The sequence below is a fragment of the Humitalea sp. 24SJ18S-53 genome (assembly GCF_050632385.1).
Lineage (GTDB): Bacteria > Pseudomonadota > Alphaproteobacteria > Acetobacterales > Acetobacteraceae > Humitalea.
In genome coordinates, this window is record NZ_CP192599.1 from 2,782,800 (window position 1) to 2,807,059 (window position 24,260).

18 protein-coding genes are annotated in these 24,260 nt (G+C 69.8%); 7 read left to right on the forward strand and 11 right to left on the reverse strand.

Annotated features, from left to right (window positions below; all coding sequences use genetic code 11):
* Positions 1 to 8 precede the first annotated feature (8 nt).
* The 7 genes from ACQW02_RS13355 to ACQW02_RS13385 all read right to left on the reverse strand — a co-directional run bounded on the left by ACQW02_RS13355 (position 9) and on the right by ACQW02_RS13385 (position 14,970).
* Entirely contained in the window at positions 9 to 1,004 is a 996-nt protein-coding gene (locus tag ACQW02_RS13355) for an ABC transporter substrate-binding protein (protein ID WP_431285730.1), read from the reverse strand.
* A gap of 409 nt (positions 1,005 to 1,413) precedes the next feature.
* The gene (locus ACQW02_RS13360) at positions 1,414 to 5,160 is read right to left on the reverse strand and encodes a cellulose synthase subunit BcsC-related outer membrane protein (RefSeq protein ID WP_431285731.1); all 3,747 of its coding nucleotides are present in this window, start codon (positions 5,158 to 5,160) and stop codon (positions 1,414 to 1,416) included.
* A 35-nt stretch (positions 5,161 to 5,195) separates the two neighbouring features.
* A complete protein-coding gene (bcsA, locus tag ACQW02_RS13365; RefSeq protein ID WP_431285732.1) occupies positions 5,196 to 9,632 on the reverse strand; it encodes a UDP-forming cellulose synthase catalytic subunit in 4,437 nt (1,478 codons plus the stop codon).
* Positions 9,632 to 10,456: a cellulose synthase operon protein YhjQ/BcsQ gene (locus ACQW02_RS13370; protein WP_431285733.1), complete on the reverse strand. Its 825-nt coding sequence runs from the start codon at positions 10,454 to 10,456 to the stop codon at positions 9,632 to 9,634. Before ACQW02_RS13370 ends, bcsA begins: the two co-directional genes overlap by 1 nt.
* Before the next feature lie 25 nt (positions 10,457 to 10,481).
* On the reverse strand, positions 10,482 to 11,360 hold the full coding sequence (locus tag ACQW02_RS13375) for a hypothetical protein (RefSeq protein WP_431285734.1): 879 nt from the start codon (positions 11,358 to 11,360) through the stop codon (positions 10,482 to 10,484).
* Between the two features lie 116 nt (positions 11,361 to 11,476).
* Positions 11,477 to 13,471 carry a DUF4139 domain-containing protein gene (locus tag ACQW02_RS13380; RefSeq protein WP_431285735.1) on the reverse strand — a complete coding sequence of 665 codons (1,995 nt, stop codon included), beginning with the start codon at positions 13,469 to 13,471 and terminating at the stop codon, positions 11,477 to 11,479.
* A gap of 47 nt (positions 13,472 to 13,518) precedes the next feature.
* The gene (locus ACQW02_RS13385; RefSeq protein WP_431285736.1) at positions 13,519 to 14,970 is read right to left on the reverse strand and encodes an N-acyl-D-amino-acid deacylase family protein; all 1,452 of its coding nucleotides are present in this window, start codon (positions 14,968 to 14,970) and stop codon (positions 13,519 to 13,521) included.
* A 94-nt stretch (positions 14,971 to 15,064) separates the two neighbouring features.
* Between ACQW02_RS13385 and ACQW02_RS13390 the strand changes: the two genes are divergently transcribed.
* The gene (locus ACQW02_RS13390; protein WP_431285737.1) at positions 15,065 to 15,853 is read left to right on the forward strand and encodes an aspartate dehydrogenase domain-containing protein; all 789 of its coding nucleotides are present in this window, start codon (positions 15,065 to 15,067) and stop codon (positions 15,851 to 15,853) included.
* 274 nt (positions 15,854 to 16,127) lie between these two features.
* On the opposite strand, the gene ACQW02_RS13395 is transcribed toward ACQW02_RS13390, so the two are convergent.
* Both ACQW02_RS13395 and ACQW02_RS13400 read right to left on the reverse strand, forming a co-directional pair.
* Positions 16,128 to 17,261, reverse strand: coding sequence for a hypothetical protein (locus ACQW02_RS13395; protein WP_431285738.1), 1,134 nt, complete (start codon positions 17,259 to 17,261; stop codon positions 16,128 to 16,130).
* A gap of 103 nt (positions 17,262 to 17,364) precedes the next feature.
* Positions 17,365 to 18,483 (reverse strand): hypothetical protein, encoded by a 1,119-nt coding sequence (locus ACQW02_RS13400; protein ID WP_431285739.1) that lies wholly within the window; start codon positions 18,481 to 18,483, stop codon positions 17,365 to 17,367.
* Between the two features lie 163 nt (positions 18,484 to 18,646).
* Here ACQW02_RS13400 and ACQW02_RS13405 point away from each other — a divergent pair, with 163 nt between their 5' ends.
* Both ACQW02_RS13405 and ACQW02_RS13410 read left to right on the forward strand, forming a co-directional pair.
* On the forward strand, positions 18,647 to 19,888 hold the full coding sequence (locus ACQW02_RS13405) for an ABC transporter substrate-binding protein (protein WP_431285740.1): 1,242 nt from the start codon (positions 18,647 to 18,649) through the stop codon (positions 19,886 to 19,888).
* 40 nt (positions 19,889 to 19,928) lie between these two features.
* Positions 19,929 to 21,086, forward strand: coding sequence for an NAD(P)/FAD-dependent oxidoreductase (locus ACQW02_RS13410; protein ID WP_431285741.1), 1,158 nt, complete (start codon positions 19,929 to 19,931; stop codon positions 21,084 to 21,086).
* Positions 21,087 to 21,297: 211 nt separating this feature from the next.
* Here the strand turns inward: ACQW02_RS13410 and trxC are convergent, their stop codons facing one another.
* Together trxC and ACQW02_RS13420 are read right to left on the reverse strand one after the other, a co-directional pair.
* Positions 21,298 to 21,738 (reverse strand): thioredoxin TrxC, encoded by a 441-nt coding sequence (gene trxC, locus ACQW02_RS13415; protein WP_431285742.1) that lies wholly within the window; start codon positions 21,736 to 21,738, stop codon positions 21,298 to 21,300.
* Positions 21,739 to 21,751: 13 nt separating this feature from the next.
* Complete coding sequence (locus ACQW02_RS13420; RefSeq protein WP_431285743.1) at positions 21,752 to 22,087, reverse strand: ArsR/SmtB family transcription factor; 336 nt, start codon at positions 22,085 to 22,087, stop codon at positions 21,752 to 21,754.
* A 61-nt stretch (positions 22,088 to 22,148) separates the two neighbouring features.
* Between ACQW02_RS13420 and ACQW02_RS13425 the strand changes: the two genes are divergently transcribed.
* The 4 genes from ACQW02_RS13425 to ACQW02_RS13440 are packed head-to-tail and all read left to right on the forward strand — an operon-like array spanning position 22,149 to position 24,164.
* Positions 22,149 to 22,367: a YgaP family membrane protein gene (locus ACQW02_RS13425; RefSeq protein WP_431285744.1), complete on the forward strand. Its 219-nt coding sequence runs from the start codon at positions 22,149 to 22,151 to the stop codon at positions 22,365 to 22,367.
* Positions 22,291 to 22,797 (forward strand): YeeE/YedE family protein, encoded by a 507-nt coding sequence (locus tag ACQW02_RS13430; protein WP_431285745.1) that lies wholly within the window; start codon positions 22,291 to 22,293, stop codon positions 22,795 to 22,797. The genes ACQW02_RS13425 and ACQW02_RS13430 overlap by 77 nt, the downstream gene beginning before the upstream one ends.
* Positions 22,794 to 23,252: a DUF6691 family protein gene (locus ACQW02_RS13435; protein ID WP_431285746.1), complete on the forward strand. Its 459-nt coding sequence runs from the start codon at positions 22,794 to 22,796 to the stop codon at positions 23,250 to 23,252. Before ACQW02_RS13430 ends, ACQW02_RS13435 begins: the two co-directional genes overlap by 4 nt.
* 18 nt (positions 23,253 to 23,270) lie before the next feature.
* On the forward strand, positions 23,271 to 24,164 hold the full coding sequence (locus ACQW02_RS13440) for an MBL fold metallo-hydrolase (protein ID WP_431285747.1): 894 nt from the start codon (positions 23,271 to 23,273) through the stop codon (positions 24,162 to 24,164).
* The last annotated feature ends 96 nt before the right edge of the window (positions 24,165 to 24,260 follow it).

Genomic DNA, 24,260 nt, shown 5'->3' on the forward strand with positions numbered 1-24,260 from the left:
CGGCTTCCTCAGTGCGCGGCGGCGGCGCGGAACAGGCGCAGCGGCACGATGGTCTCGTAGGGCACAGGACGAATGGCGGGATCGGTCGCGATCAGGTCGTCCTGCAGGCGCTGGATCTCCGCCGGCGTGTAGATGCCGTCGCGGCTCAGCCGCGTGGGCAGGCTTTCCGCGACCTGGGCGATCACCGCCTCCGGCAATTCGGGATAGAGGCGGCGCAAGGTGACGGCCGCCGCGTCGCGGTCATCGAGTAGCACCGCCTGCGCCCGCAGCACGACCTGCAACACGCGCTGCGCGACCGGCTCATTCTCCTCCAGCCAACGCTGGCGGGCGATGAGCGCGAGCGACGGCACGTTTTGGGTGCGCCAGTCGTAGAGGGTGCGGTAGCCCTGCCCCTCCAGCCGCAGCGCATCCAGGTTGCCGAAGGTGCCGGCCGCGATGCGCCCGGTATCGAGCGCCGCCTTCTGGGCCGCCCCCACGCCGGCGCCAACGAGTTCGACATCGCGCCCGACCTGGAGGTTGGCATCCCGCGACAGCAGCAACCGCACGAGGTTTTCCGTCAGGCTGCCGGGCGAGGTGATGCCGACCCGCTTGCCACGCAAATCCTCCAGGCTGCGCACCGGCGAATTCACCGGCACCAGAAGTGAATAGGTGTGACGGCGATCCAACGCGAAGGCGATGACGCCATCGATGTTGCGATTGCGCAGGCGGACCGCGTGTTCCGGCGCGCAGATGCAGTAGGTGATGCCATTTCCGACCAGCGCCTGCACGGCGGGCGCCCCGCCCCGGAAATCCACGATGCGGGCGTTGATGCCCGCCTCGGTGAACCAACCCCGCTCGATGCCGAGCGCCACGGCGGCCGAGGCGTCGCCCAGCGAGCCGGCGGTGCCGAAGGTGACCTGGTCCTGCGCGCGGGCGGCACCACCAAGCCCGAGCATGATCACGGCGGCGGCGCAGCCGCGCGCAAAGCCACGGCGGTGCAGGCGGGCCCGAATGGTTTGCATCATGATGTTTGTCCTCCGGCGTGGCATGGGCGGTCCCATGCGTAATAAATCATAGTGATTCTCATAAAGACCGATTTTAAATAGTATGTCCAGGTTATCGCCATGTCGTGCAGGCATGCCTGCAAGCGGCGGCAGCCGGGCCAATGGCGCATTTCGCAGGGCAGTGATCTGCATGCGTCGCGAAATGTGCGCGGCACTGAATGATCTATTTTTAACGATCAGAAAGCGTGAATATCGCTCGCGGCAAAGGCAGCGCCGCAGATCCAGGCCCTATTGAATCGGATCAAGGAAAAGCCGCGCTATGCCCGCAGCGGCTCGTTCGCCCTGGTCGTCGGCCAGGCGCGCCACGCGGCCCAACAGGCGATGGACGAAGGACCGAGGGGCTAGCCCCTCGGCTTCGTGTTCAAACGCGTCAGAACCGGTTCTGCAACCGGAACAGCACCCGCGTCTCATCCCAGTCCGCCGCCTTGTTGTAGCTGAACTGCCCAGCCAGGCTGGTGCTGTCCGTCAATGCGTAGTCCAGGTCGGCCCGGACACCGCCGATGAACCCCGTCACCGATTGCCCGGGGTAGGAGGTGACAAGCTGGCTGTTGGTCGCCGCCGCCTGCACCAACTGCTGCTGCAAGACCGGATTGTTCGGGAAGACCTGGCTCGCATCCTCGCGCCAGGTCACATAGCCCGCGGTCGCGCCCAGCCGGTAGCCGACATCGCCGATCCGCCCACGATAATCGACCGGGACATTGATCGCCGCATAGGATTGCGGGCTGTAGTAACCGCCCTGCCCGACCGTGAAGAACCGCAGGTTCTGGTCATAGGCGAAATACACCAAATCGACGCCAGAACTCAGTTCGCTGTTGCCGCTGCGGAAGAAGGGATAGGAGAAGCCCGCCCCCGCCTCGATCCGGTTGTTCGACGCGACGTTCTGGCCGTCGAAGGTGGCATAGCCGCCGCCCGCGTAGATATAGCCAGGCCCCAGCGGCAGTTCGACCTGCGCCCGCCCGCCCGTTCGCGCCACGCCGCCCCAGGCGGTGCCGCTGCGCGGATCGGTCATGCCGGACCAGGACAACAGGCTATCCGTCACCGACCGCCGCTCCGCGGTCAGGCGCAGGCGCAGATTGTCGGTGATCCGGGGCGCCAGTTCGATCCCGCCGACGAAGTTCGTCGTCTGATACCCCAGCGGCGACACGCCCAGGTCGAAACTGAAGGCATCCCCCCGCCGATAGGCGACGCCCAGCCCGGCCCCCGAGGCCGTCGTATCCTTCGGCGCCACCGGCTGGGTATAGCCGAGCGGATTGGTCCCGAAGCCCGCCGCGGTCTGCAGGCTGGATGTGTTCAGGCTGCCGGCATTGATCGTCACCGGCAGCACATTCGCCGTGAACCGCCCGCCGATCGCGCCGGCGGAAATGCTGGCGCTCAGCGGCACCGCCACTTCCTGCAAGCGGTCCAGCCCGGCCGTGCCCGACCGCGATCGCCCCGCGATGCCGAGCGATGCGCGGGTCGCCGTCTCATCGCGCACCTGCGCCAATTGCTCGGCGATCTCGCGCGCCACCCGGTCCTGCGGCAAGCCGACGCTGGGCAGCATGGGCCGCGCCGCGCTGCGGGCGAACGGGTTGTCCAGGGTCACGCCGGTACCGGCCAGCATCGTGCCCGCGCCGGGCGCCACGCCAACCGGGTTGACCAGGGCGCTGCGCCCCAGTTCGGCATCGCGCTGGCTGGCCGCGGCCAGCAGCACCCGCTGCGCCCGCGCGTCGTCGCCAAAGGCCCGCGCGACGCGCGCCTCCAGCAGCAGCACGCGGCTGTCGCGCGGGGTCAGGCTCATGGCCTCGGCGACCTGCGCCTCGGCGCGGCGGCGGTCGCCCATGGCGATCAGGGCTTCGACGGCGGCGCGGCGGGCCTCGATGCTGCGGGGGTCGCGGGCCAGCAGCCCTTCGGCGACGCGCAGCGCCTCGGTCGGTTGCCGCGCGCCCTGGTACAGCCGCCCCAGCGCGAGTTGCGCATCCACACTCTGCGGATCGGCGGCCAGCACCGGCCGCAGGCGTTCGAAGGCCTGGGCCTGGTTGCCTTCCTCGTTCAGCGTATCGGCGGCGCGGATGGCGATGCCGTTGCGCAGCGCCTCCACGTCGCGCCGCTGCTCGGCGGTCAGCGCCAGCCCGTCCATGCTGCCCATGACCGCGATGGCCTCGGCTTCCTGCCCGGTGCCGAGCAAGGCGCCCGCGACGGCCAGGCGCGCACCGGCGCCCGCACCGCGATTGGCCGCCTGGGCCACGCGCACCGCCTCGGTCGCGCCCACGGTGTCGCCGACCTCGCCAAAGGCCCGCACCACGGCCGCGGCGGTCGCCCCGGTCGGGTCGGGCCGGGCCGCGATGCCCAGCAGCGCGCGCCGGGATTCGGCCGCCGAGGAGGGAAACCGCGCGACGGCGCTGGCGACATCGCGCTGCATCCGCGCCCGCCCGGCCAGCCGCGCCATATCCGGCGTGCGCCGTGCCGGCGGCACGCGCGACAGCCAGGCATCGACCTCATTCGGCCGACCATCCTCATCGGCCAGCAGGGCCGCCGCATAGATCGCATCGCCGCCCGACGTGTCGCGCGTGGCGAGTTCATCGACCAGTGCCCTGCCCTCCGCCCCGCGGCCTTCGCGCCGCAGCACGCGGGCCAGGTCCAGCCGGACCCAGGGGTTGCTGGGCGCAAGATCCATCGCGCTGCGCAGCAGGGCCGCGGCGACGCCGGGATCGGCGGCGCGAGCGGCCTCGGCGCGCAATTGGTTGACCTGGCGGGTGGCCGGCGACTCGTCGCTGGCAGTGCGCGGCACCGGCACCAGCTCGGCCAACCGCCCCTGCTGCCGCAGCGCCTGGTTCAGCCCGGTGGCGGCGGGCGAAAACCCCGGGCGGCGGGCCAGGGCGGCACGAAAACGCTGTTCGGCCCCCGGCGCATCGCCCCGGCGCAGCGCCAATTCGCCCAGAAGCGTTTCGACATCGGTCCGGTCCTCGACCTGCCGCTGCGCCGCGCGGCGCAGGATCGTGTCGGCGGCATCAAGGTCACCGCGCCGCAGCGCCGCGCGCCCATCGACCAGTTCCTGCCCGTAGGAGGCACCATCCAGCGCGCGCTGCCATTGCGCGCCCTGGGCCGGGTTGGCGGCGATGGCGCGTTCCAGCAACTGCCGCGCCTCGGCATTGCGGCCTTCGCGCAGGCGGATGATGCCAAGCCCGCCCAACGCATCGGCGTCATTTGCGTTGGCTGCCAGGGCCGACTCGAACCGCTGGGTGCCTTCGCGCAGGTTGCCGGCGTCCAGCCGGGCAAAACCCTCCCGACGCAGATCGGCGCCGGGGTCGGGTGGGGCCGGCGGCGGGGCGGCCCGGGCGACCTCCAGCCGGCGGCGGATCTCGGGGTCGTCGGGGAAGCGCTGCATATAGGCTTCCAGCAGCGGCAGGGCCACGGGGTCGCTGCCATACCACGCCAGCGCCTGCCGCCAGGCGCGGCGCGCATCGGCCGCGACATCCGGGCGGGCGGATAGTTCCGCCAATTGGCGAATGCCCTCGGCCCGGGTCGTGGGGCCGAAGGTCAGCGCCTGGGCATTGGCCAGCCGCGCGCGATCGGTCGCACCCGGACGGGCCGCCAGCCGCGCCAGCCCGCCGCGACCTTCCTCCACCCCGGCGTCGGTGCCGGCCAGGGTCTGGTAGTATTCCAGCGCGAAGGCATCGGGCGGCGCCCCGCCGCCAAAGGCCGCGCGATAGCGGGCCACGGCCTCGGCCGAACGGCCTTCGCGCGCCAGGCGCCGGGCTTCTTCGATCTGGGTGCGGTCGATCGTCGCCCCGCGCACCGCCTGTTCGGCCACGGCGCGCTGTTCGTCGGAAGCCCCCGCCGCGCGCAAGCGGTTCAGGGTGGCGGCGGCAGCGTCGCGATTGCCGCGTGCGGCCTCGATCCGCGCCGCGACGGACAGGGCGGCGGGATTGGTCGGATCGGCCGCCAGGGCCCGTTCGATCGATGTCGCCGCAAGGTCGGCGCGGTCCTGCGCCAGCCAGCGCTCCGCCTGGCGGACGAGGATGTTGACCGCCCCGGCCGAGGGCGCCGCCGGTTCGGCCCCCGCCGCCGGGCGGGGCTGTTCCTGCGCCGTCGCCGGCTGGGCAGCCAGCGGCAGCCCAATCAGAAGCGCCAGAGGCAAACCGTGTCGCACCATACGTCCCCCTGAACTGCCCATCAGTGCGGTGTCCGCGCGCGCAGGCGATTGGCGACACGCCGGCGCAAGATCCAGTACAGCGGAACGCCGATCAGAAAGGCCGCCGCCAACATCACGATCAAGGTGCGATACGGCTGGTTGCCCAACCACACCTGCGCCATCAGCCACCACGGCAATTCGCCGACGCCGTAGGAGGCGGTGGTGCGGTAGGCATGCATCTGCCCGCCCGACAAAATGCTGATGTCGCCCTGGATGCGCGGTTGCAGCGCCGGGTCGCGCAGCGCCTCGACCATCGCGGCCATGGCGACCGGCGTGGCGCCGCTGACCACGACCACCGACTTGCCGGATTGCAGCGGGCTTTCCACCCCGATCAGCACGCCCATGCCCTCACCGGCGTCATTCAGCGCCACGCTGGCGCGGGTGCGTTCCTCCGATGACGGCACATCCAGGAACAGCGCGCGGAAATCCTGCAGCATATCGGGCAACGCCAGGGTCAGGCGCTCCGCCTCCACCCGCACCGTGCCCTCGCGCAGCAGGTTGCCGAAACTCGCCAGCCGCCCGAAGGCGCCCATCACGATCAGGTCGCGCCCGGCCATGGTGCTGGCGGCGGCCGGCGTCACGACCTGCAACCCCGTCGCCGGATGGCCGACCATCGCGGCGATCTGGCCGATGAGGTCGAGGAAAGCCCCCGTCTCGACCGCATTCGGCCGTTCCGGCAGCACCGCGGCGGTGCCCGACAGGTCGGCCAGGCGGGTGAAGGGAAACCCGCCGCTGGCGAAGAAGCCCAGGCTGGGCAGCCGCGCGTAGCGATGCGCCCCGCTGATGTCGACGATGCTTTCCGGGTCGATCGCCGCGCGCACATCGCCCGGCACCGCCGTGCAATCGCCGCGGTTCATCGGCCGCATGTCGAAGCGCATCTGCAGCTCCTCCCGCCCGAGCAGGAGGTAGGTCGGCATGGTCACCCGCCCGGCAGCCACGCCGCCATTGCCGATGGTGCGGTCCGCCGCCCATTGCAGCGGCCACCACAGCGGCATCTGGCCCAGCGGGAAGGACCGCAGGTAGGTGTCCGACACCGACACATCCAGCCGCGACGTCCCGACATCCAGGATCGGCCCCGGCGGCGCCCGCCAGCGCAGGTCGACCGGCAGGCCACGGTTGCGCCAAGTATAAAGGTCGGGCGCGGTGCGGAACGGCACCCGGATGGTGCCGGAGGAATAGCCCGCCGCCTGCAATTCAGACCGGTCCACCAGGCGCCCGATCGGGGTCGGCGCATTCGGCGGCAGCCAGCGCGGCGCGGCATAGGGCACCGCCGCCGGCAGCACCGGCGGGACCACCCGCGCGGTTTCGCCCGACAGCGCGCCACGCGCCACGGCCAGCGCGGTCGCCGCGGCCACAGCCTCGGCCTCGGTCCGCCCGCCGATCACCAGCAGGGTGCCGAAGGGGTCGGTCGGGCTGGGGACGAGCGACAGGGTCGGCCCCTCCATCCGCGGCAGCAACAGCCCCGGCACGGCATCGGCGCCGACGGCGATGACCAGCGCATTGCCCTGCGCCGGCACCGCGCGTTCCACGGGGAAATTCGCGCCGCGATAATCCGCCTGCACCGAGAACCACGACGTCGCGATCGCCGCCGCCCGCAGGCCGGCGGCGCCCATCGCCTCCGGCATCACCACCGGCAAGGTCAGCATGCCTTGCAGCACGCGCCGGTCGAACAGCGGTTCCGGCAGGCGTGCCAGGTCCCGGACCGGCGGCAGCCGCTCGATCCGCAGGCTGACGGTGGACAGGTCGGAGACCGTCGCCCAGAGCAGCCCCGACAGCGGATCGTTGCATTCCTGCGCGTAGCGGCCGGAGAAGCGGAAGTTCAGTCGGTTGATCTCGCTGAAGAACAGCGGGTCCAGTTCGAACTCCAGCGGCCCGAAGGTCTGGCGCGTCGGGTCCAGCATCACCGTGCCGACCGCCTGTTCGTTCAGGGTGATCGCGATCTGGCTGAGCGACGGGATCAGCGACGGCGATGCCCCACCCGCCAGCGACAGGCGACCGCCCGTGACGACCTCATCCGCGCGCAGCCCGAACAGCACGCCCTGCAGGTCGGAAATGCCGCGCAACTGCATCGGCGCGCGCAGCCCCAGGTCGCGCAGCAGCAGGCGCACATCGCGCGCCCCTTCGGGCAGCGGGCCGGGGTCCGGGCGCACGGCGGGCGGCGGCGCGGTTTGGGCCGATACCGCCGGCACCACGAAGCAGGCCAGCGCCAGCGCCGCCGCGACACGCGCAGCGGCCTTCGCCCCCGCCCGCTTGGGCTGCACCACATCCGACACGCGCGCCGGCCCTGTCCCGACCGCCGGCTGCGGCTTGCGCGGCGCCGCCTTCAGCATGCCGAACCGGTACTTCACGAAAACCGCCGAGGCCGTCGACGCCACCACATCCTTCAACGCAAGCAATGGGCGATCCTTTGGCCAATGGTCCCAGTGCAGCCAGGCATCCGGGCGGCCGAAGAACAGGCGCGTCACAGCGCCTTCCTCGGCCAGTGTCTCGATCTCGAAATTCAGGAAGGCCTGGTTGCCCTCCCAATGCAGGACCCGGGCGCGCAGCTCGATCACATCGCCGCAGGTTTGGAAATCAACCCGTACCATGGCGCCATCGGCGATGCCGATGGGCCGTTCCAGGCGCAGCCTGGCGCCGGACAGGGAAATATCCTCGGTCCGCCCCGCGATGCGCGTGCCGTCCGCCATGTGCAGGTCGAAGGCCACATCGGCCGGGGCCCGCGCGCGGTTGCGCCCCTGGGTCCGCTCCCGCCCGACCGCGACCGCCGCCGAGACGGGGATCAGGCACATGCCCGCCCAGATCGTGTTCAGCAGATAGGCCTGGAATTCCAGCGATCCCCGTTCGCTGGTGAAGCAGCCCCAAATCCCGATACTGAAGCCGACGACCAGCGCCGCCAGCACGATCAGCGCCGGCCACACCGCCCGCAGGTCCAGGTAGTCGGCATGCAAGGTGCCGCCCTTGTCCGTCACGTTGAACTTGCCCTTGCGGGGATCCCACAGGGTCATCAGCGTGACCGGCAACAACGACGCCGCCAGCGACGCCTCATAGATTTCCGACCAGAAGGAATGGCGGAAGCGCCCGTTCTGCCGCGCCGTCGTGGCGATGGCGTGGAACAAGTGCGAGCCACCATAGGCGATGATCGCCAGGGGACTGGCGGCGATGACGCTTTCGCCCAGGAACAGGTACACCAGTGGCGCCGTCAGGAAGACGATGCGCGGCAGCGAGAACAGGAACGAGAACCCGGCGGTGAAATAGCACAGCCGCTGCAACCAGTTCAGCCCGGCGGCAAACAGCGTGTTCTCCTGCCGCATGATCTGCAACATGCCGCGCGCCCAGCGCATCCGCTGGCCGATGTGCAGCGCCAGCCGTTCGGTCGCCAGGCCCGCCGCCAGCGGCACGCGCAGATAGGCGGTGTGCCAGCCCTTCTGCTGCATCAGGAAGGAGCAGTGGCAGTCCTCGGTCACCGTCTGGTGTGGCACGCCGCCCACTTCCTCCAGCGCCGTGCGCCGCAGGATGGCGCAGGATCCGCAGAAGAAGGCTGCGTTCCACAGGTCGTTGCCCTGCTGGATCAGCCCGTAGAACAACAGCCCCTCGTTCGGCACCGGCCGCTTGCGCGCCAGGTTCCGTTCGAACGGGTCGGGGCTGTAGAAATGGTGCGGGGTCTGCACCAGCGCGATGCGCTTATCGCGCAGCAACCAGCCCACCGTCATCTGCAGGAACGACCGCGTCGGCGCGTGGTCGCAGTCGAAGATCGCCACGAACTCGCCGGTCGTATGCTTCAGCGCGTGGTTGATGTTGCCGGCCTTCGCACCCTTGTTGTCCGGCCGGATGATGTAGCCGCAGCCCGCTTCCTCCGCAAAAGCGCGGAATTCGGGACGGCGGCCGTCGTCCAGGATCCAGACGTTCATCTTGTCGCGCGGCCAGTCCATGTTCATCGCGGCCAGCACGGTCGGGCGAACCAGGTCCAGGCTTTCGTTGTAGGATGGGATGAACACGTCCACGACAGGCCAGATCGCCGTGTCGCGCGGCATCGGCACCGGCTTGCGGTTCAACGGATAGGCCGATTGCAGGTAGGACAGCAGCAGCAGGATGCCCGAATAGATTTCCGCCAGCACCAGCCCGACGCCCATCAGCGTCTGCCAGACGGTCTCGAACTCCAGCGTCTCGGTCACGCGCCAGAACAGGTAGCGGCTGGTGACGATCAGCGACAGCGCGATCAGCGTCAGGCTCGCGGCCTTGGACGGGCTGCGGTTGATGATCATGAAGGCGATGATGCCCGCGATGGTCAGCACCGATTGTTCGCTGGCCGACATCGGCATGGTGACCACGGCCAGCGCCATCGCCAGCCCAAGCAGGATCGCGACGCCGCGGACGAAGCGCGCGGACAGGCTGGCGCGTTCCGGCAAAACCATCGACATCAGCGCAGTCCCCAGTCGAACAAGGCAGGATAGACACCGCGCCGGCGGCCGGACGGGACAAGCCCCGCACGCCGGACGATCGCATCGGTCACCAGGTTGATGTCATCGACAGCGCCGCCCGTGCCGGCAGCCTGGTCGGCGACCAGGCGCTTCTCGGCCAGCGCCTCGGCCACGCGGTCATCGCGGCAGATCGCGCCCAGAAGGCGGTCGCCGAGGGCCTGCACCGCCAGGTCCATCACCGTGGCGCTCAGGGGGCTGTCCAGATCGACCTGGTTCAGCACCACCGCCGTGCGCGCCGCGGCCCGCGCCGCCATGGTGCCGGGGCCGAAATGCCGCCCGGCCGCGACATCCGGCATCAGCGAACCGCTGCCGGCATCCGACAACAGCACCACCACCAGCAGGTCGACCAGCGGCAGGACCGCCGACAGGGCGGCGCTGGCGCCGGGCGGGGTGTCCAGGATCACGACCTGCGCCGGATCGGCCAGCATGTCGCGCACCGGGCCAGCCAGAAGCTCCGGCTGGTTCATCAGCGCGAGCCCGAGTTCCAGCGCCTGGCGCTGGTCCACCGTGCCATGCGGCAACACACGCACGCCGCTGGCGGTATCCCGCACCGAGGTCTGCCAACCCTGCCGCCGGCCGAGATCGGCGACAAACCCCTGTTCGTCGCGCATCGGCCGGCCGAGGTGCAGCCGCAACGCGTTCTGCGGATCGAGGTCGATCGCCAGCACGGCGTGCCCCCGCCGCGCCAGGATGGCGGCGATCTGCGCGACCAGCGTGGTCTTGCCCACGCCGCCCTTGGGCGAGGTGACGGCGATCAACGGCATGCGCGTGCGACCATGACGGCGTGCATCAGCGGCCCGACGGCGGGATGGCGGCCGCGACGTCGCCATCCGGCCGGTTGGAACGGCGCCGGAGCCGATTCTGGATGTCCTGCTCGACGACGGGCGGCGGTGCGCCCTGCCGGGCGGCAGGCATCGGCACCTCGGGGGGCGGACCAGGGTCGCGGAACGCCGCCGCGGTCTCGTCGATCAGGGAAAACGCCCGGCGCGTGTCACGCGCGGCGATCGGGGTGCCGTCCTCGGTCGCCGCGCGCAGACGCGCCATGGCCGATGTCGGCCGCCGGCCGGCGGCGGGGCGCGCCGGCGGCTCGGGCGGCGGCGGATGGGGATAGGCCTGGGGCGGGTATCCCGGCGGGGGGTATCCCGGCGGTTGGTAACCCTGGGGCGGATAACCGGCGGGCGGATAGCCCGGTGGTGGGTATCCGGGCGGCGGGTATCCGGGTGGCGGGTATCCGGGTGGCGGGTATCCGGGTGGCGGGTATCCGGGCGCCGGCGCATACCCTTGGGGCGCATAGCCCGGATAGAACTGCGGCGGCGGCGGCGGGGGCGCCGGATAGGGCGCCACGAAAACCGGCTGTGCCCAATACGCGGGCGCCGGGGGCGCCATCGGCGGCGCGGATGGTGCCGCGACCGGCAATGGCGGCGCGGCGGGTGCCACGTCGGCCACCACCAGCGGCGCGGCTTGCATCGGCTCGGGCGCGGACGCTTCGACCACCACCGCATCCTCGACCAGCGGATCGGCCGTCACTTCGACCAAGTCGGTAACGATGATCTCGGGCAGTTCAGGCGGCACAAGCGGAATATCGTCGAACAACACCGCCTGATACGGGATGTATCGGATGTCCTTCAGCCCGCAGGCCTTGGCAAGATTCGCAATCTCCCGCTCCACTCGAGCGCATCCCCTTTTGGAATGAATAGAACCACCACCATAACGGGCAAGCGGCCAGACCACGCAACCCGTATAGCAAAACTAGTAAACAAAACCGTCGGTCGTAAAGAAAACCGTCAGCCCCCCGTAAGCACCTGCACGCGTCCCGTCCAGGCTTCCCAGGCCGCATCCGCCGCGGCACCGGCACGCTCGACGTTCAGGCTCGCCTCGTTCAGGCGGCGGCGCGCGGTTTCGCGTTCCGGACCGCTGCGGTCATCGGCCGCCTGTCGCGCGCGCGCCAGGGCCGCCTCGGCCGCGGCAAGGTCCTTCAGCTTTTCGCGCATGGTGTCCAGCAAGACGCGTGCCTCGGCCAGTCGCGTCACGGTTTCGGCCAGCACCGGCCGTCCCGGCGCATCGGCCGGCAGGCGTTCCAGCAGCGTGCGCAACGATTCCAGCGTGCCGGGACCACCCGGCAGGCGGCGGATATTCTGCTCCAGGTCGAAGCCACGCCAGGGGATGCGCGGCGGATCGCCCAGGCCCGCATCCCACAGCCGGATCTCGGTGCTGGTCTCGCGTTCGAAGGCCAGGGTCAGGGTCACCGGCCGCCCGTCCAGCCGCACCTCGTGCCGCAAGCCGAAATCGCCCTCCGCCGCGACGGTGAAGCGCGGGCTCATGCCCGGCCGGCGGGCCAGGTCGATCAGCATCGGCCCGGCCGTGCCCTTGGGGTCCACCGCCAGCGACACCTCCTGCCGCTGGATCGACGTCACCCAGATGCCGCCGCGCCTGCGCTCCACCCGTATCGGCCGGTCGGTACTGCCGCCGCCCGGGGTGATCTGCACGTCGCGGTCGCGGGCAAAGGCCAGCAGGCGCTGGTCGCCGACCGGCCATGCCCGCACCTCGGCATCGCCCAGATACCCCCCCGCCTCCGCGCCCGCATTGCCGAAGACCGAAGCCAGCGCATCGGGCAGCGCGCTGCCGCTGCCATTGGTCACCCGCACCGCCGCCAGCGGATTGCGTGCCGACAGATCCTGCACCCACCACACCCGTTCGGCCGGGATGCGGGCATCCAGGAAGGGCAGGTTCGCCGTCTGCCCCGCCCGCAGCCCGATCGGCTGCGGCAGGCGGAAGGCGACCCGCCCGGCCGAGGCCGCGGCGATGGCGGGTGCCGCGATGGCGCTGGCCTCGGCCATCGCCGTGGCTGGCGCACCCGCCGCGCTGCGCATCATCGGCGCGGCCATCGCCATGGGCGCCGAGGCTGGCGGCGGCGGCGGCCGCGCGCCGGTATCGGCCTGCACCCGCACCGCATCGGCCACCCGCACCGGCATGCGCGGGCGTTCCGGCCGGATCGGGGTGTAGAGCGCCTGTTGAAACGCCGCCGCCTCACCCGACACCAGCGTCAGCGCCACATCGTCCCAATCACTGCCGGTCGCGTTCTCGACCACGGCCCAGGCCTGGATTCGCGCCTCGCCTGGCGCCCCGAGGGCCGGGACGAACAGCCGGTAGGATGGCTTCCACACCGGCGCCCCGGCGACATAGCCGACCGAGACATCGCGCCTGCGGTCCCCGGTCAGCGCGATCTCGATCTGGCGTTCATCGGCGCTGCGGGCGGCGGCCATCGCCTCGCCAGCGCGGGCGATGCGGGCGCCAAGGCCCGTATCGGCAAACCGCACCGCATCGCCGTCGCTGAGGGTGACACTGCGCAGCCCCTCGGCCGTGATCAGGGTCAGGCGCAGCGCGCCCTCCTCGGCCTCCGCCACATCGGCGATGCGCCCTTCCGCGCCACCGGCCAGCACCTGCTGCCCGCGCAGCGCGCCCAGCAGCGCGACGCGGCTGGAAAAATCATCCGGGCGCAGCGGCAACCCGCGAAACGCCTCGGCCAACAAATCCTGCGCCGGCAGCCGCACGCCGACCACGGCCCCCGCCGGATCGGCGACGGACAGCGAGCGCAGCAGATCGTCCACATCGATCAACGGCAGGCGGAAGGTCGCGACCGCCCCGGCCTCGACCGGCCCCGCGCGTTCCACCTGCGCGACGCCCGCCGAGGACAGCGTGACGCTGCGCACCGGCAGGTCGGCGGCCGCGGCGGGCAGGGCCACGCTGGCAAGCAAAAGGGCGGCGAGGCTTGGGCGCATGACGGGATCCTCCGGGGCGCGAACCTACGCACGAACCCGCCGCGCGGTCACGCCCGGTTGCGTGTCACCAAACGTCCCGGCTTGGCACCCGTCGCCGCCCCCTTGGCGAAGGTTACCGCGCCATTGGCCCAGACTTCCTCGATCCCCTCGCTCATCACCGTCGGCGTTTCGAAAGTGGCACGATCGATCACGGTTGCGGGATCGAACAGCACCAGGTCCGCGAAGCCGCCCACGCGGATCGTGCCGCGATCGACCATGCCATAGGTTTCCGCGACCCGGCCGGTCATCTTGTGCACGGCGGTTTCCATGCTGAACAAGCCAAGCCCGCGCGCGTAATACCCCAGCACGCGCGGAAACGTCCCCCACAGCCGCGGATGCGGAAACGCATCATGCGGAATGCCGTCCGATCCGATCATCGACAGCGGATGCGCCATGATCCGGCGCACATCCTCTTCATCCATCTGGAAGGTGATCTGCCCGGCTGGCAGCAATTGTTTGGCCGCCGATTTGATATCGGTGTTCCAACCGCGCGCGATCTCCTTCAGGTCCTTGCCCGCCATTTCCGGATGCGGCACCGACCAGGTGACGATCACCCGCATGTCGTCGCGCAAACGATCCGGCATCAGCACGGTCGATCCGGCCGGATAGGGATACATGTCGAAGGCCATGGGCTGGGACGCCGCGATGGCCTCGATCAGCGGCAGGGTCTGCGTGCTGCGCCCCCAGTTTTCCGGCAGCGAGCATTTGTGGTGGCTGATATGGACCTGCACGCCGACGCGCTTGCCGATCTTGGCGGTCTCCTCGATCGAGGCGCAGATCTGGTCCCCCTCATCCCGCATATGGGTCGAATAGAGACCGCCCGTCGGGCGCAGCGCCTGGGCGACCGCCATCACCTCCTCGGTCGTCGCATGCATGTTGGGCGGGTAGTAGAGGCCGGTGGAAAAGCCCGACGCGCCCTCGGCCAGCGCCTGCTTCAGGCGGCGGTGCATGTGCTCGATCTCGCCATCCTTGGCCGGTCGCAGGACGTCGCCATCCATCGCCTCCACCCGCATCGTCTGATGGCCGATCAGGGCATAGGTGTTCACCTCGGAACCCTGGCGCTTCAGCGCGTCGGCATACTCGGAAAAATCGCCAAAGCGCCACCAGCCCTCGGCGCCGATCAGGTCCAGCGGCGGCGGCGGCATCGCCTTGAACCGCGCCGGCGACAGGCTGACACCGCAATTGCCGACGACGACGGTGGTGACACCCTGGCTGATCTTGCAGGTCATGCAGGCCGGGCCGCAGAGCACCGCGCGATCATCATGCGTATGCGCATCGATGAAGCCGGGTGCCACCGCACGCCCGGTGCCGATGATCTCGCGATCGGCCGTGGCGGCCCCCAGGTCGCCGACCGCGGTGATGCGATCGCCGGTCACGCCGACATCCGCAATGAACCGCGACGCCCCCGTGCCATCGAAGACGGTGACGTCACGCAGAATCAGGTCGCAGCGCAGGGCCATGGGGGAACTCCTTCGCCGTCATCCTGGCCGCGCCGGCCGATAAGCGAAAGGCCACCGCCTTGCCCAATCCGCCGATGCCCATAGTCTTGGCGGCGTGACACAACCCCCTGCCCGCTTCGCCATCCTGGGTTTCGGCCGCATCGGCCGCCGCATCGCCCGCCTGCGCCCCGATGTCGCCGCGGTGCTGGTGCGCCCCGGACAAGAGGACGCGGCCCGCGCCCTGCTGCCCGGCGCGCTGATCGCGACGACGCTGGACGCGGTGCTCGCGACCAAGCCACGCATGGTGGTCGAGGTCGCGGGCCAGGCCCTGCTGCGCGCCGCCGCGGTGCCGGTGCTGCGGGCGGGGTTGGACCTGGTCCCGCTGTCGCTCGGCGCCTTCTGCGACGACGCCTTCTTCGCCGAGGCCAGCGCCGCCGCAGGCCCCGGCCGCCTGGTGATCCCGCCCGGCACCATGGGCTCGCTCGACCTGCTCGGCGCCGCCCGCGAATCGGGGCTGACCGCCGTCAGCTACACATCCAGCCGCCCACCCCGCGGCCTGGCCCGCACGCTGCTGAAGGACCGCTTCGACCTGGATGCGCTGACCGAGGCGACGCTGGTCTGGTCCGGCACCGCGCGCGACGCCGGCCGCGACTTCCCCGACAACTGCAACCTGACCGTCGGCATCGCCCTGGCCGGCATGGGGCTGGACGCCACGCGCGTCGAGATGATCGCCGACCCCGCCGCCATCCGCACAACACACCGCCTGACCTTCTCCTCCGGCGGATCGGATGGCTGCCTGGTGGTCGAGGCACCGCCGATTCCGCCCGGCGGCGACCCCGCCGACCTCGCGGCCTTCAGCATCCTGCGCCTGCTGCGACGCTGGCAGGATCCGGTCTTCGTCTAGGGGCGGAAAAACGGGAGAGTTGCGCCGTGGAAGGGGCTGTTCGCCCCCTCCACACCTCCCCCAACCAGGGGCCGCCGCCCCTGGACCGGCGCGATGTATTGGCAAACGAAAGGGAGGGGCATGGCCCGCCCTCGATCAAGGGAGCCCCCGTGACGCCCCTCCCTTTCGTTTGCCAAATCCCGTGGGTTTCCAAGGGGCCACGGCCCCTTGGTGGGGAGAGTTTGAGAGGGGCAAAGCCCCTTTCAAAGCGCCACCTCCCCCGTTCTCCTCGCCCCTACGGCGGCGCGGTTTTCTTCGGTGCTGGGCGGATATGGTCCGATCCGTAGTAGTCGGCGACATCCCAGGCCCGGTTGCCCAGCACGGCGCGTTCCCCCACCACATGCATGATTTGCCGGGCGAGGGTCAGGTAGGCCGGGTTGCGCCGGCTGTCCCTTTGCAGATGGGCGTGGGTGTTCTTGATGATCTTCACCAGCGCCGACATGCGCTTCGGATAATTCGCGCCCCAGGTGGTCGCATGATAGGTGGCAAGCCCGTCGTCGATCGCGCGGGTCAGGCTGCCGCGCATCGAATGGGCGACGGTGCTCAGCGTCTTCCAGGCATCGACGTCCAGCAGGTCCGTGCCCTGCAGCGGCGTCGTGTGGCTGAGGTTGTGCAGGTCGGCGAGCAGATTGTTCACGCGCTGGATCCCGAGCGCCACCGAATTGCCCCAGACCTCCGCGTCATTCGGCGTGAAGTAGATGGTGCCCTTCGACGTGCTGCCGCCCATGGCGGCGAAGGCGTCCCCGCCGCCGGCGCAGAGTGCCCGCACCGCGACGCCGGAGCAGTTCTGCGACGTGCTGATGTAGGTGTAGTTGAAATCCTCGCTGACACGGAAGTTCACGCACCAGGCCACGATCCGGTTCATGTCGAGGCCGAGCGACGTCGCGCGCATCCCCGTCAGCGCCGGCAGCGCGATCAGGGCCTGGGGGCGCTGGCCCCAATAGTCGTTGCCATTGTCATATTCCGCGAAGACCACCTGGCCGGCACGCGGCGCTCCGCCGTTTTCCAGCGCCGCCCGTCCGGTCGCGCCAAGTTCGTTGTCGTAGTCGTTGTTGTGATGGGAGAGGAAATTGCCGTCGCGCCGGCTGGTGTAGATCGTCTTGTTGCTTTCCTGCCCGCGCTTCGTCCCCTTGTCCGACGCGCTGGCCGGCCAGAAGCTGACGTAGCGGATTTCATCATCATCGTCGTAGGCTGGTTGGTAGCCAACGAAGGGACCTTCGTCGCGGTCCCGCCGCAGCAGGACGGAGGCATGCCCAGGATGCGTCAGCGCGCCCGCCCAGGCGCCGGTATGCCAGATCATCATCGTGCATTCGAAGGCTGCCGTCTGCGCGAGTTCGATCTCGGCCCGGATGTAGCCGCGTTTTGACATTTGCCTGATCCCCCGCGCTTGTCAGCATTGCTGGCCGCGCCGGGTGCAGTGTCAATTCACGTTCCAATGACCATGCGGGCCAATGACCATGCCGGGCCGCCGCTCAGGCCGGGCGCATATGCGCCTCGCCATAATAACTGGCGACATTCCACGGCGCCGTCCCCTGGGCCGCGACCAGCCCCACGACATGGATGATCGCGCGGCCGAGTTGCAGATAGGCGGCATCGCGCCCGCCTGGCGTCTTCATGTGCTTTTCGATGTTGCTGATCATCGTGACCAAGGCGGCAAATTTCTTGGGATAGTCGGTGGCCCAGGTATTCGCATGATAGACGGCCAGCGCCGCGTCGATCGCCCGCGTCTCGGTGCCGCGCCGGGTCCATGACACGGCGCTGGTCGTCTTCCAGGACTCGACCGTCGGCAGGTCCACGCCCACCATCGGCAGCGCCGCCACCCGGCCGTTGATCGTCGCCAGCATCTGGTTCACCAGTTGGATGCCGCTGGCGACCGCGCGGCCCCAGGTCTGCGCGTCGTTCGGCGTCATGTAGAGCGTGCCCTTCGACGGGTTCCCGCCGATCGCGCCAAACGCGTCCGCGCCACCGGCGCACATCGCCCGCACCGCGACGCCGGAGCAATTGTTGCTTTTGCTGATGTAGGTGTAGTTGAACTCGGGGCTTGCCTTGAACGCGATCGCCCAGTCGACGACCTTGTTCATGTTGATGCCGAGCGAGGTCGCGCGCATGCCGGCCAGGGCCGGCAGGGTGATCCCGACCTCGAACCGCGTGCCCCACAGGTCACGCCCGCCGTAGCTGCCGACCACCATCTGGTTGGTCCGTGGCGCACCACCGCGATCCAGCGTCCTGCGGGCTGCCTCGCCAAGTTCCATGGCCCAGTCCATCAGATGGTTCGTCAGGAAATTTCCGTCGCGCGTGCTGAGGTAGATGGATACCCCGCCGGCCTTGCCGGTCTTGGTGTATTTGTCGCTATCGCCGGTCGGCCAGAAACTGATGTAGCGCATGCGCGTCGGGTCCATGTCCGGGACCACGATATTGTTGTTGTAGACCCAAGGCCCGGGATTGTTTTCACGCCGCATCAGGATGGCCGCATGGCCCGGATGGCTCAAGGCATCGGTGCCACCACCGGTGCGCCAGATCATCATCTCACATTCGTAGGCAGCGCCTTGCGGAACGGTGACGAGGATCGGCGTCGGTCCGTAGTTGGTCATAAACGCCAGGCTCCAATGTTACAGTATCATAAGAGCATGCCCCGCCCCACGCGTCGCGTCACCTTCCCGTGCGGGCGGCTTCCCAACCCCGCAGCTGTGATGGCAGCATCGCTTGCGAAACGGCCCGTCAGTGGCCGGCAGCACGTTTGGGGAACGCCACCACATGACCGACCTGACCCGCCGCGCGACGCTCGGCGTCGCTGCGGCACTGCCCTTTGCCGGGGGCGCCCGCGCCCAGATGCGCGATGGGACGCGCGATGTCATCCGCATCGGCGTGCTGGCCGATTTCTCCGGCCCCTACCGCGACACCTCCGGCCCCACATCGGTCGTCTGCGCGCGCCAGGCGGCCGAGGACCTGGGCCTGGCCGCCCGCGGCATCCGGGTGGAATTCGTCCAGGGCGATCACCAGAACCGCCCCGACGTCGCCCTGGCCCTGGCTCGCCGCTGGATCGACCAGGACAGCGTGGACATGATCACCGAGGTGAACAACAGCGCCATCGCGCTGGCGGTCGCCGAACTGGTGCGGGAAAAGGACAAGGTCCAGGTCGCCACCGGCGCCGCCGGCGCGGCACTGACCGGGGATCGTTGCAGCACCAACACCATCCACTGGACCTACGACACCTGGATGTTCGCCAATGTGCTCGGCCGTGCCGCGGTGCGCGCCGGCAGCGACACCTGGTTCTTCGTCACCGCCGACTACGGCTTCGGCCATCAGTTGGAACGCGACACCGCGGCGGCGGTCACGGCCGAGGGCGGGCGCATCCTGGGCGGCGTGAAATTCCCCTTTCCGGGGACCACGGATTTCTCCTCCTTCATCCTCCAGGCGCAATCCTCGCGGGCCAAGGTCGTGGCCTTCGCCTCGGCCGGGGCCGATACCGTCAATTGCATCAAGCAGGCGCAGGAATTCGGCCTGGTCCGGCGCGGCCAGAAACTGCTGGCGATGATCGCCTTCACCACCGACATCCATGCGATGGGGCTGGCGACCGCCCAGGGGCTGCTGCTGTGCGAGGTCTTCTATTGGGATCTCAACCCCCGCACCCGCGCCTTCACCGACCGGGTGCGGCCCAGGACCCCGAACAACTGGCCGAACCAGGAACATGCCGGCACCTATTCGGGCACCCTGCACTACCTCAAGGCCGTCGCCGACCTGGGCGTGCCGGCCGCCAAGGCGAGCGGCCGCGCCGTCATTGAACGGATGAAGGCGATGCCGACCGACGACGACGCTTTCGGCCCGGGCCTCATCCGCCCCGATGGCCGGAAAATCCACCCCGCGCATCTGTTCGAGGTGAAGACCCCCGGCGAAAGCCGCGGCCCCTGGGATTACTACAAGCACCTGGGCACCATCTCCGGCGAGGAAGCCTTCCGGCCCGTGGCGCTCGGCGGCTGTCCCCTGGTCCGCACCTGAACGGGCTTGCCGCCGTGGCGCGAATGCGTGACACGGCGGCATGCAAACCTTCGATGCCCTGGTTATCGGCGCCGGCGCCGCCGGGCTGATGTGCGCGATCTCCGCCGGCCGGCGCGGGCGCCGTGTCGCGGTGATCGAGCACCTGGATCATCCGGGCGCCAAGATCCTCATCTCCGGCGGCGGCCGCTGCAATTTCACCAACCGCGAAGCGCCGCCCGATCGCTTCCTGTCGGCCAATGCCGCCTTCTGCCGGTCGGCGCTGTCGCAGTTCACGCCGCAGGATGTCATCGACCTGGTGAATGCCCATGGCATCGCCTGGCATGAAAAGACCCTGGGCCAACTCTTCTGCGACGGATCGGCCAGGCAGATCGTCGCCATGCTGATGGCCGAATGCCGCGATGCCGGGGTCGAGGTTCTGCTGGGCCACCGCGTGACCGACGTCGCGGCGGGTTTTACGGTCACCACCGATCGCGGCACCTTCACCGCCCCATCGCTGGTGCTGGCGACCGGCGGGCTGTCGATCCCAAAAATGGGCGCGACGGGCTTTGCCATCGACGTCGCCCGCCGCTTCGGCCTGCCCATCGTGCCGACCCGCCCGGCCCTGGTGCCGCTGACCTTCCAGGGCGAGGCGCTCGACATCATGCGTCCCCTCTCCGGCCTGTCGCTGGAGGTATCCGCCAGCACCGGCCGCGCCGCCTTCCGCGAGGGCATGGTCTTCACCCACCGCGGCGTGTCCGGCCCCGCGGTGCTGCAGGTCTCCTCCTACTGGACGCCAGGCCAGGAGATCGCGCTCGACCTCGCCCCCGGCATCGACGTCACCGCGGGGCTTCTCGCCGCCAAGCACAGCCGCCCCAAGGCACAGGCCACGACGGTCCTGGGCGGCGTCCTGCCCGGACGCCTGGCCGAGGTGCTGGGCGCCGCCACCCGCCTGGCCGACATGCCGGACCGGGACCTGGCCCGCATCGGCGCCGCCATCAACGCCTGGCGCCTGGTGCCATCCGGCACCGAAGGCTATGCCAAAGCCGAGGTCATGGCCGGCGGCGTGGACACCAGGGCGCTGTCGCAACGCAGCCTGGAAGCCCGCGCCGTGCCAGGGCTTTTTGTGGTGGGTGAGGCCGTGGACGTGACCGGCTGGCTCGGCGGCTACAATTTCCAATGGGCCTGGTCGAGCGGCTGGGCGGCGGGCCAGGCGGTGTGATCCTGCCATCTGCGCGATAGGCGACTCGGCAGCCCCCCCCGCGCGCTTACCTGTTGTTCACCTGGACGGGCCGACAGTGTCACCCGGCAGACCGCGCGGTGTTGCGCCAGCCCATGGCGCATCCTTCGCGAAGCGGCATCACCTGCGCGGCCTGCAATTCCCCTCCGAAACGCACAGATCCTGACGTGCGTGGTCCTGGCATAGTCCCGGATCAGGCCGGGGCCATGGCTTCGGCCCAGGCGATGATCCGCCCCTCGGGCATGGCGCCGGCCTGTCGCGCGACCTCCCGCCCACCGGCGAACAGCGCCAATGTCGGGATGCTGCTGATCGACAATTGGGCTGCCAGGTTCGGGGCTTCCTCGGTCGATACCTTGACCAGCCGCAGCCGCGGTTCCAACCGGCGCGCCGCGGCCTCGAACGCCGGCGCCATCGCCCGGCATGGGCCGCACCAGGACGCCCAGAAATCCACCAGCAGCGGCAGGCCGCTGTGACGCAGATGATGGGCGAAACGCTGCTCGTTCAACGCCACCGGCATGCCTTCGAACAGCGCCGCGCGACACCCGCCGCAGCGTGGGCCATCGCCCAGGCGTGCCGCCGGCACACGATTGATCGCGTCGCAATGCGGGCACACGATCTGGATGGTGTCGGTCATATGCTGCCTCCGTTCAGCCCTGTGGTTCCGCCGCCGGCGCGCAATACAGCCGGTCCAGCGTCGCAAGGATCGCGCTGACCTCCGGGCTGGCCAGGCGGTAGTAGATCGTTTGCCCATCGCGCCGCGTTTCGACCAGCCGCAGGTCGCGCATCCGTGCCAGGTGCTGCGACAACGCGGTGGGCGCCAGCCCCACCAGCTCCGCCAGCGCGCCCACCGACTTCTCCCCTTCCAGCAGATGGCACAGCGCCATCAGCCGCTTGGCATTCGCCAGGGCCGACAACATCCGGGCGGCTTCCTCCACCTTGGCTTCCATCGCCGCATAGGATGCATCACCTTGGTCGATTTTCATCTTGTCATCTTAGCATATTCGCATATATGAACCAACCAGCAATCTACCCTGGGAGGCCACCATGATCAACGTCGGTTCGCTCGATCGCGCCATCCGCTTCGTCTTGGGCGCGGTGCTTCTTGTCGCCCCCTTCGTCTTCCCCGGCGTCTTCGCGGCCATGGGCGCATGGCGCCTGGCCGTGGCCGCTGTCGGCGCCGTGCTGCTTGGCACCGCCGTCTTCCGCTTCTGCCCGGCCTATTGGCTCTTCGGCATCCGCACCTGCGAACTCGGCCGCGCCTGACATGACCGCGACCGCCTTCACCCCCGTGGCGTCGCTGCTCGGCGGCGCCATGATCGGTGCCGCCGCCGTCATGCTGCTGGCCGCCGTCGGCCGCATCGCCGGCATCAGCGGCATCGCGGTGCGGCTGCTGCCGCCCTACCAGGATGACGGCTTCGCCGGGCGCCTAGCCTTTATCGCGGGGCTGGTCGCGGCGCCGCTCATCATGTTGCTCGCCACCGGCGCGGCCCCCGTGCCGACGATCGCCGCCGGCCCGGGGCTGCTGATCCTCGCCGGTCTGCTGGTCGGCTTTGGCGCGGTCTGGGGCAATGGCTGCACCTCCGGCCACGGGGTCTGCGGCCTGTCGCGCCTGTCGCTGCGTTCGCTCGTCGCGACCCTGGTCTTCATGGGCACGGCCATGGCCACCGTCTTCCTGACCCGGCACGTGCTGTGAGGTCCGTCGCGGCGCAATTCGCCATCGGCCTGGTCTTCGGCCTCGGCCTGATCGTCGCCGGCATGTCGAACCCGGCCAAGGTGCTGAACTTCCTGGACCTGGCGGCGATCCCGACCGGCGGCTGGGACCCGAGCCTCGCCCTCGTCATGCTGGGCGCCATCGCGGTGACCTTCGTCGGCTACCGCCTGGTCCTGCGCCACAAGCGGCCGGCCTTTGGCGAAACCTTCAACCTGCCGACCTCGACCCGGATCGACGCACGCATCATCGCCGGCCCCGCGATCTTCGGCATCGGCTGGGGCCTGGCCGGGTTTTGCCCCGGCCCCGCCTTCACCGCCCTGCTGACCGGCGGCATCCCCGCCATCCTGTTCGTGGCGGCGATGCTGCTCGGCATGGGCAGCGCCCGCTGGCTGGCCAACCGGCCGGCAAGCCCCCTGCCCGCAGCACCCCGCGCCTGACGACACAGGAACCGCCAGATGAACGACATCCCCCACCCCGTCGCCCCATCGCCGACGCCCGATGTGACGGGTTTCTTCGAGGCCCAGACCAACACCATCAGCTACATCGTGCGCGACCCGGGCTCCGACGCCTGCGCCGTGATCGATTCGGTGATGGACATCGACTACGCCGCCGGTCGCATCACCCATGCTTCGGCCGATGCCATCATCGCCCATATCAGGGACCACGGCCTGCGCCTGGAATGGCTGATCGAAACCCATGTCCACGCCGACCATCTGTCGGGCGCGCCCTATATCCAGCAAAAACTCGGCGGCCAGATCGGCATCGGCGAACACATCACCAAGGTGCAGGACGTCTTCGGCAAGGTGTTCAACGAAGGCACCGAATTCCGCCGCGACGGCAGCCAATTCGACCGGCTGTTCAAGGATGGCGATACCTATGCCATCGGCGGCCTGACCGCCCTGGCCCTGCATACCCCGGGGCATACGCCCGCCTGCATGACGCATGTGATCGGCGATGCCGCCTTCGTCGGCGACACGCTGTTCATGCCCGATGGCGGATCGGCCCGCGCCGACTTCCCCGGCGGCGATACGCGCACCCTGTTCCGTTCGATCCGCCGCGTGCTGGCGCTGCCGCCGGACACCCGCCTGTTCATGTGCCACGACTACGGCCCGAACGGGCGCGACATCAAATGGGAAACCACCGTCGCCGAGGAACGCGCCCACAACATTCACGCCCGCGACGGCACCACCGAAGACGCGTTTGTCGCAATGCGCGAGGCGCGCGACAGGACGCTCGGCATGCCGCGACTGATCATCCCGTCGTTGCAGGTGAACATGCGCGCCGGCGCCCTGCCGCCACCGGATGCTGGCGGCAAGGTCTTCCTCAAGGTGCCGGTCAACGTGCTCTGACGGGGTGCGTAAGTACTGGGGAGGTTGCGCTTTGAAAGGGGCTTTGCCCCTCTCAAACTCTCCCCACCAGGGGCCGCCGCCCCTGGACCGACGCGA

Excerpts from the sequence above, each read along its gene's own strand:
- ACQW02_RS13355 (WP_431285730.1), bottom strand. The coding sequence starts at position 1,004 with ATGATGCAAACCATTCGGGCCCGCCTGCACCGCCGTGGCTTTGCGCGC.
- bcsA (WP_431285732.1), bottom strand. The coding sequence starts at position 9,632 with ATGTCGATGGTTTTGCCGGAACGCGCCAGCCTGTCCGCGCGCTTCGTC.
- ACQW02_RS13370 (WP_431285733.1), bottom strand. The coding sequence starts at position 10,456 with ATGCCGTTGATCGCCGTCACCTCGCCCAAGGGCGGCGTGGGCAAGACC.
- ACQW02_RS13380 (WP_431285735.1), bottom strand. The coding sequence starts at position 13,471 with ATGCGCCCAAGCCTCGCCGCCCTTTTGCTTGCCAGCGTGGCCCTGCCC.
- ACQW02_RS13385 (WP_431285736.1), bottom strand. The coding sequence starts at position 14,970 with ATGGCCCTGCGCTGCGACCTGATTCTGCGTGACGTCACCGTCTTCGAT.
- ACQW02_RS13395 (WP_431285738.1), bottom strand. The coding sequence starts at position 17,261 with ATGTCAAAACGCGGCTACATCCGGGCCGAGATCGAACTCGCGCAGACG.
- ACQW02_RS13400 (WP_431285739.1), bottom strand. The coding sequence starts at position 18,483 with ATGACCAACTACGGACCGACGCCGATCCTCGTCACCGTTCCGCAAGGC.
- ACQW02_RS13405 (WP_431285740.1), top strand. The coding sequence starts at position 18,647 with ATGACCGACCTGACCCGCCGCGCGACGCTCGGCGTCGCTGCGGCACTG.
- ACQW02_RS13410 (WP_431285741.1), top strand. The coding sequence starts at position 19,929 with ATGCAAACCTTCGATGCCCTGGTTATCGGCGCCGGCGCCGCCGGGCTG.
- trxC (WP_431285742.1), bottom strand. The coding sequence starts at position 21,738 with ATGACCGACACCATCCAGATCGTGTGCCCGCATTGCGACGCGATCAAT.
- ACQW02_RS13420 (WP_431285743.1), bottom strand. The coding sequence starts at position 22,087 with ATGAAAATCGACCAAGGTGATGCATCCTATGCGGCGATGGAAGCCAAG.
- ACQW02_RS13425 (WP_431285744.1), top strand. The coding sequence starts at position 22,149 with ATGATCAACGTCGGTTCGCTCGATCGCGCCATCCGCTTCGTCTTGGGC.
- ACQW02_RS13440 (WP_431285747.1), top strand. The coding sequence starts at position 23,271 with ATGAACGACATCCCCCACCCCGTCGCCCCATCGCCGACGCCCGATGTG.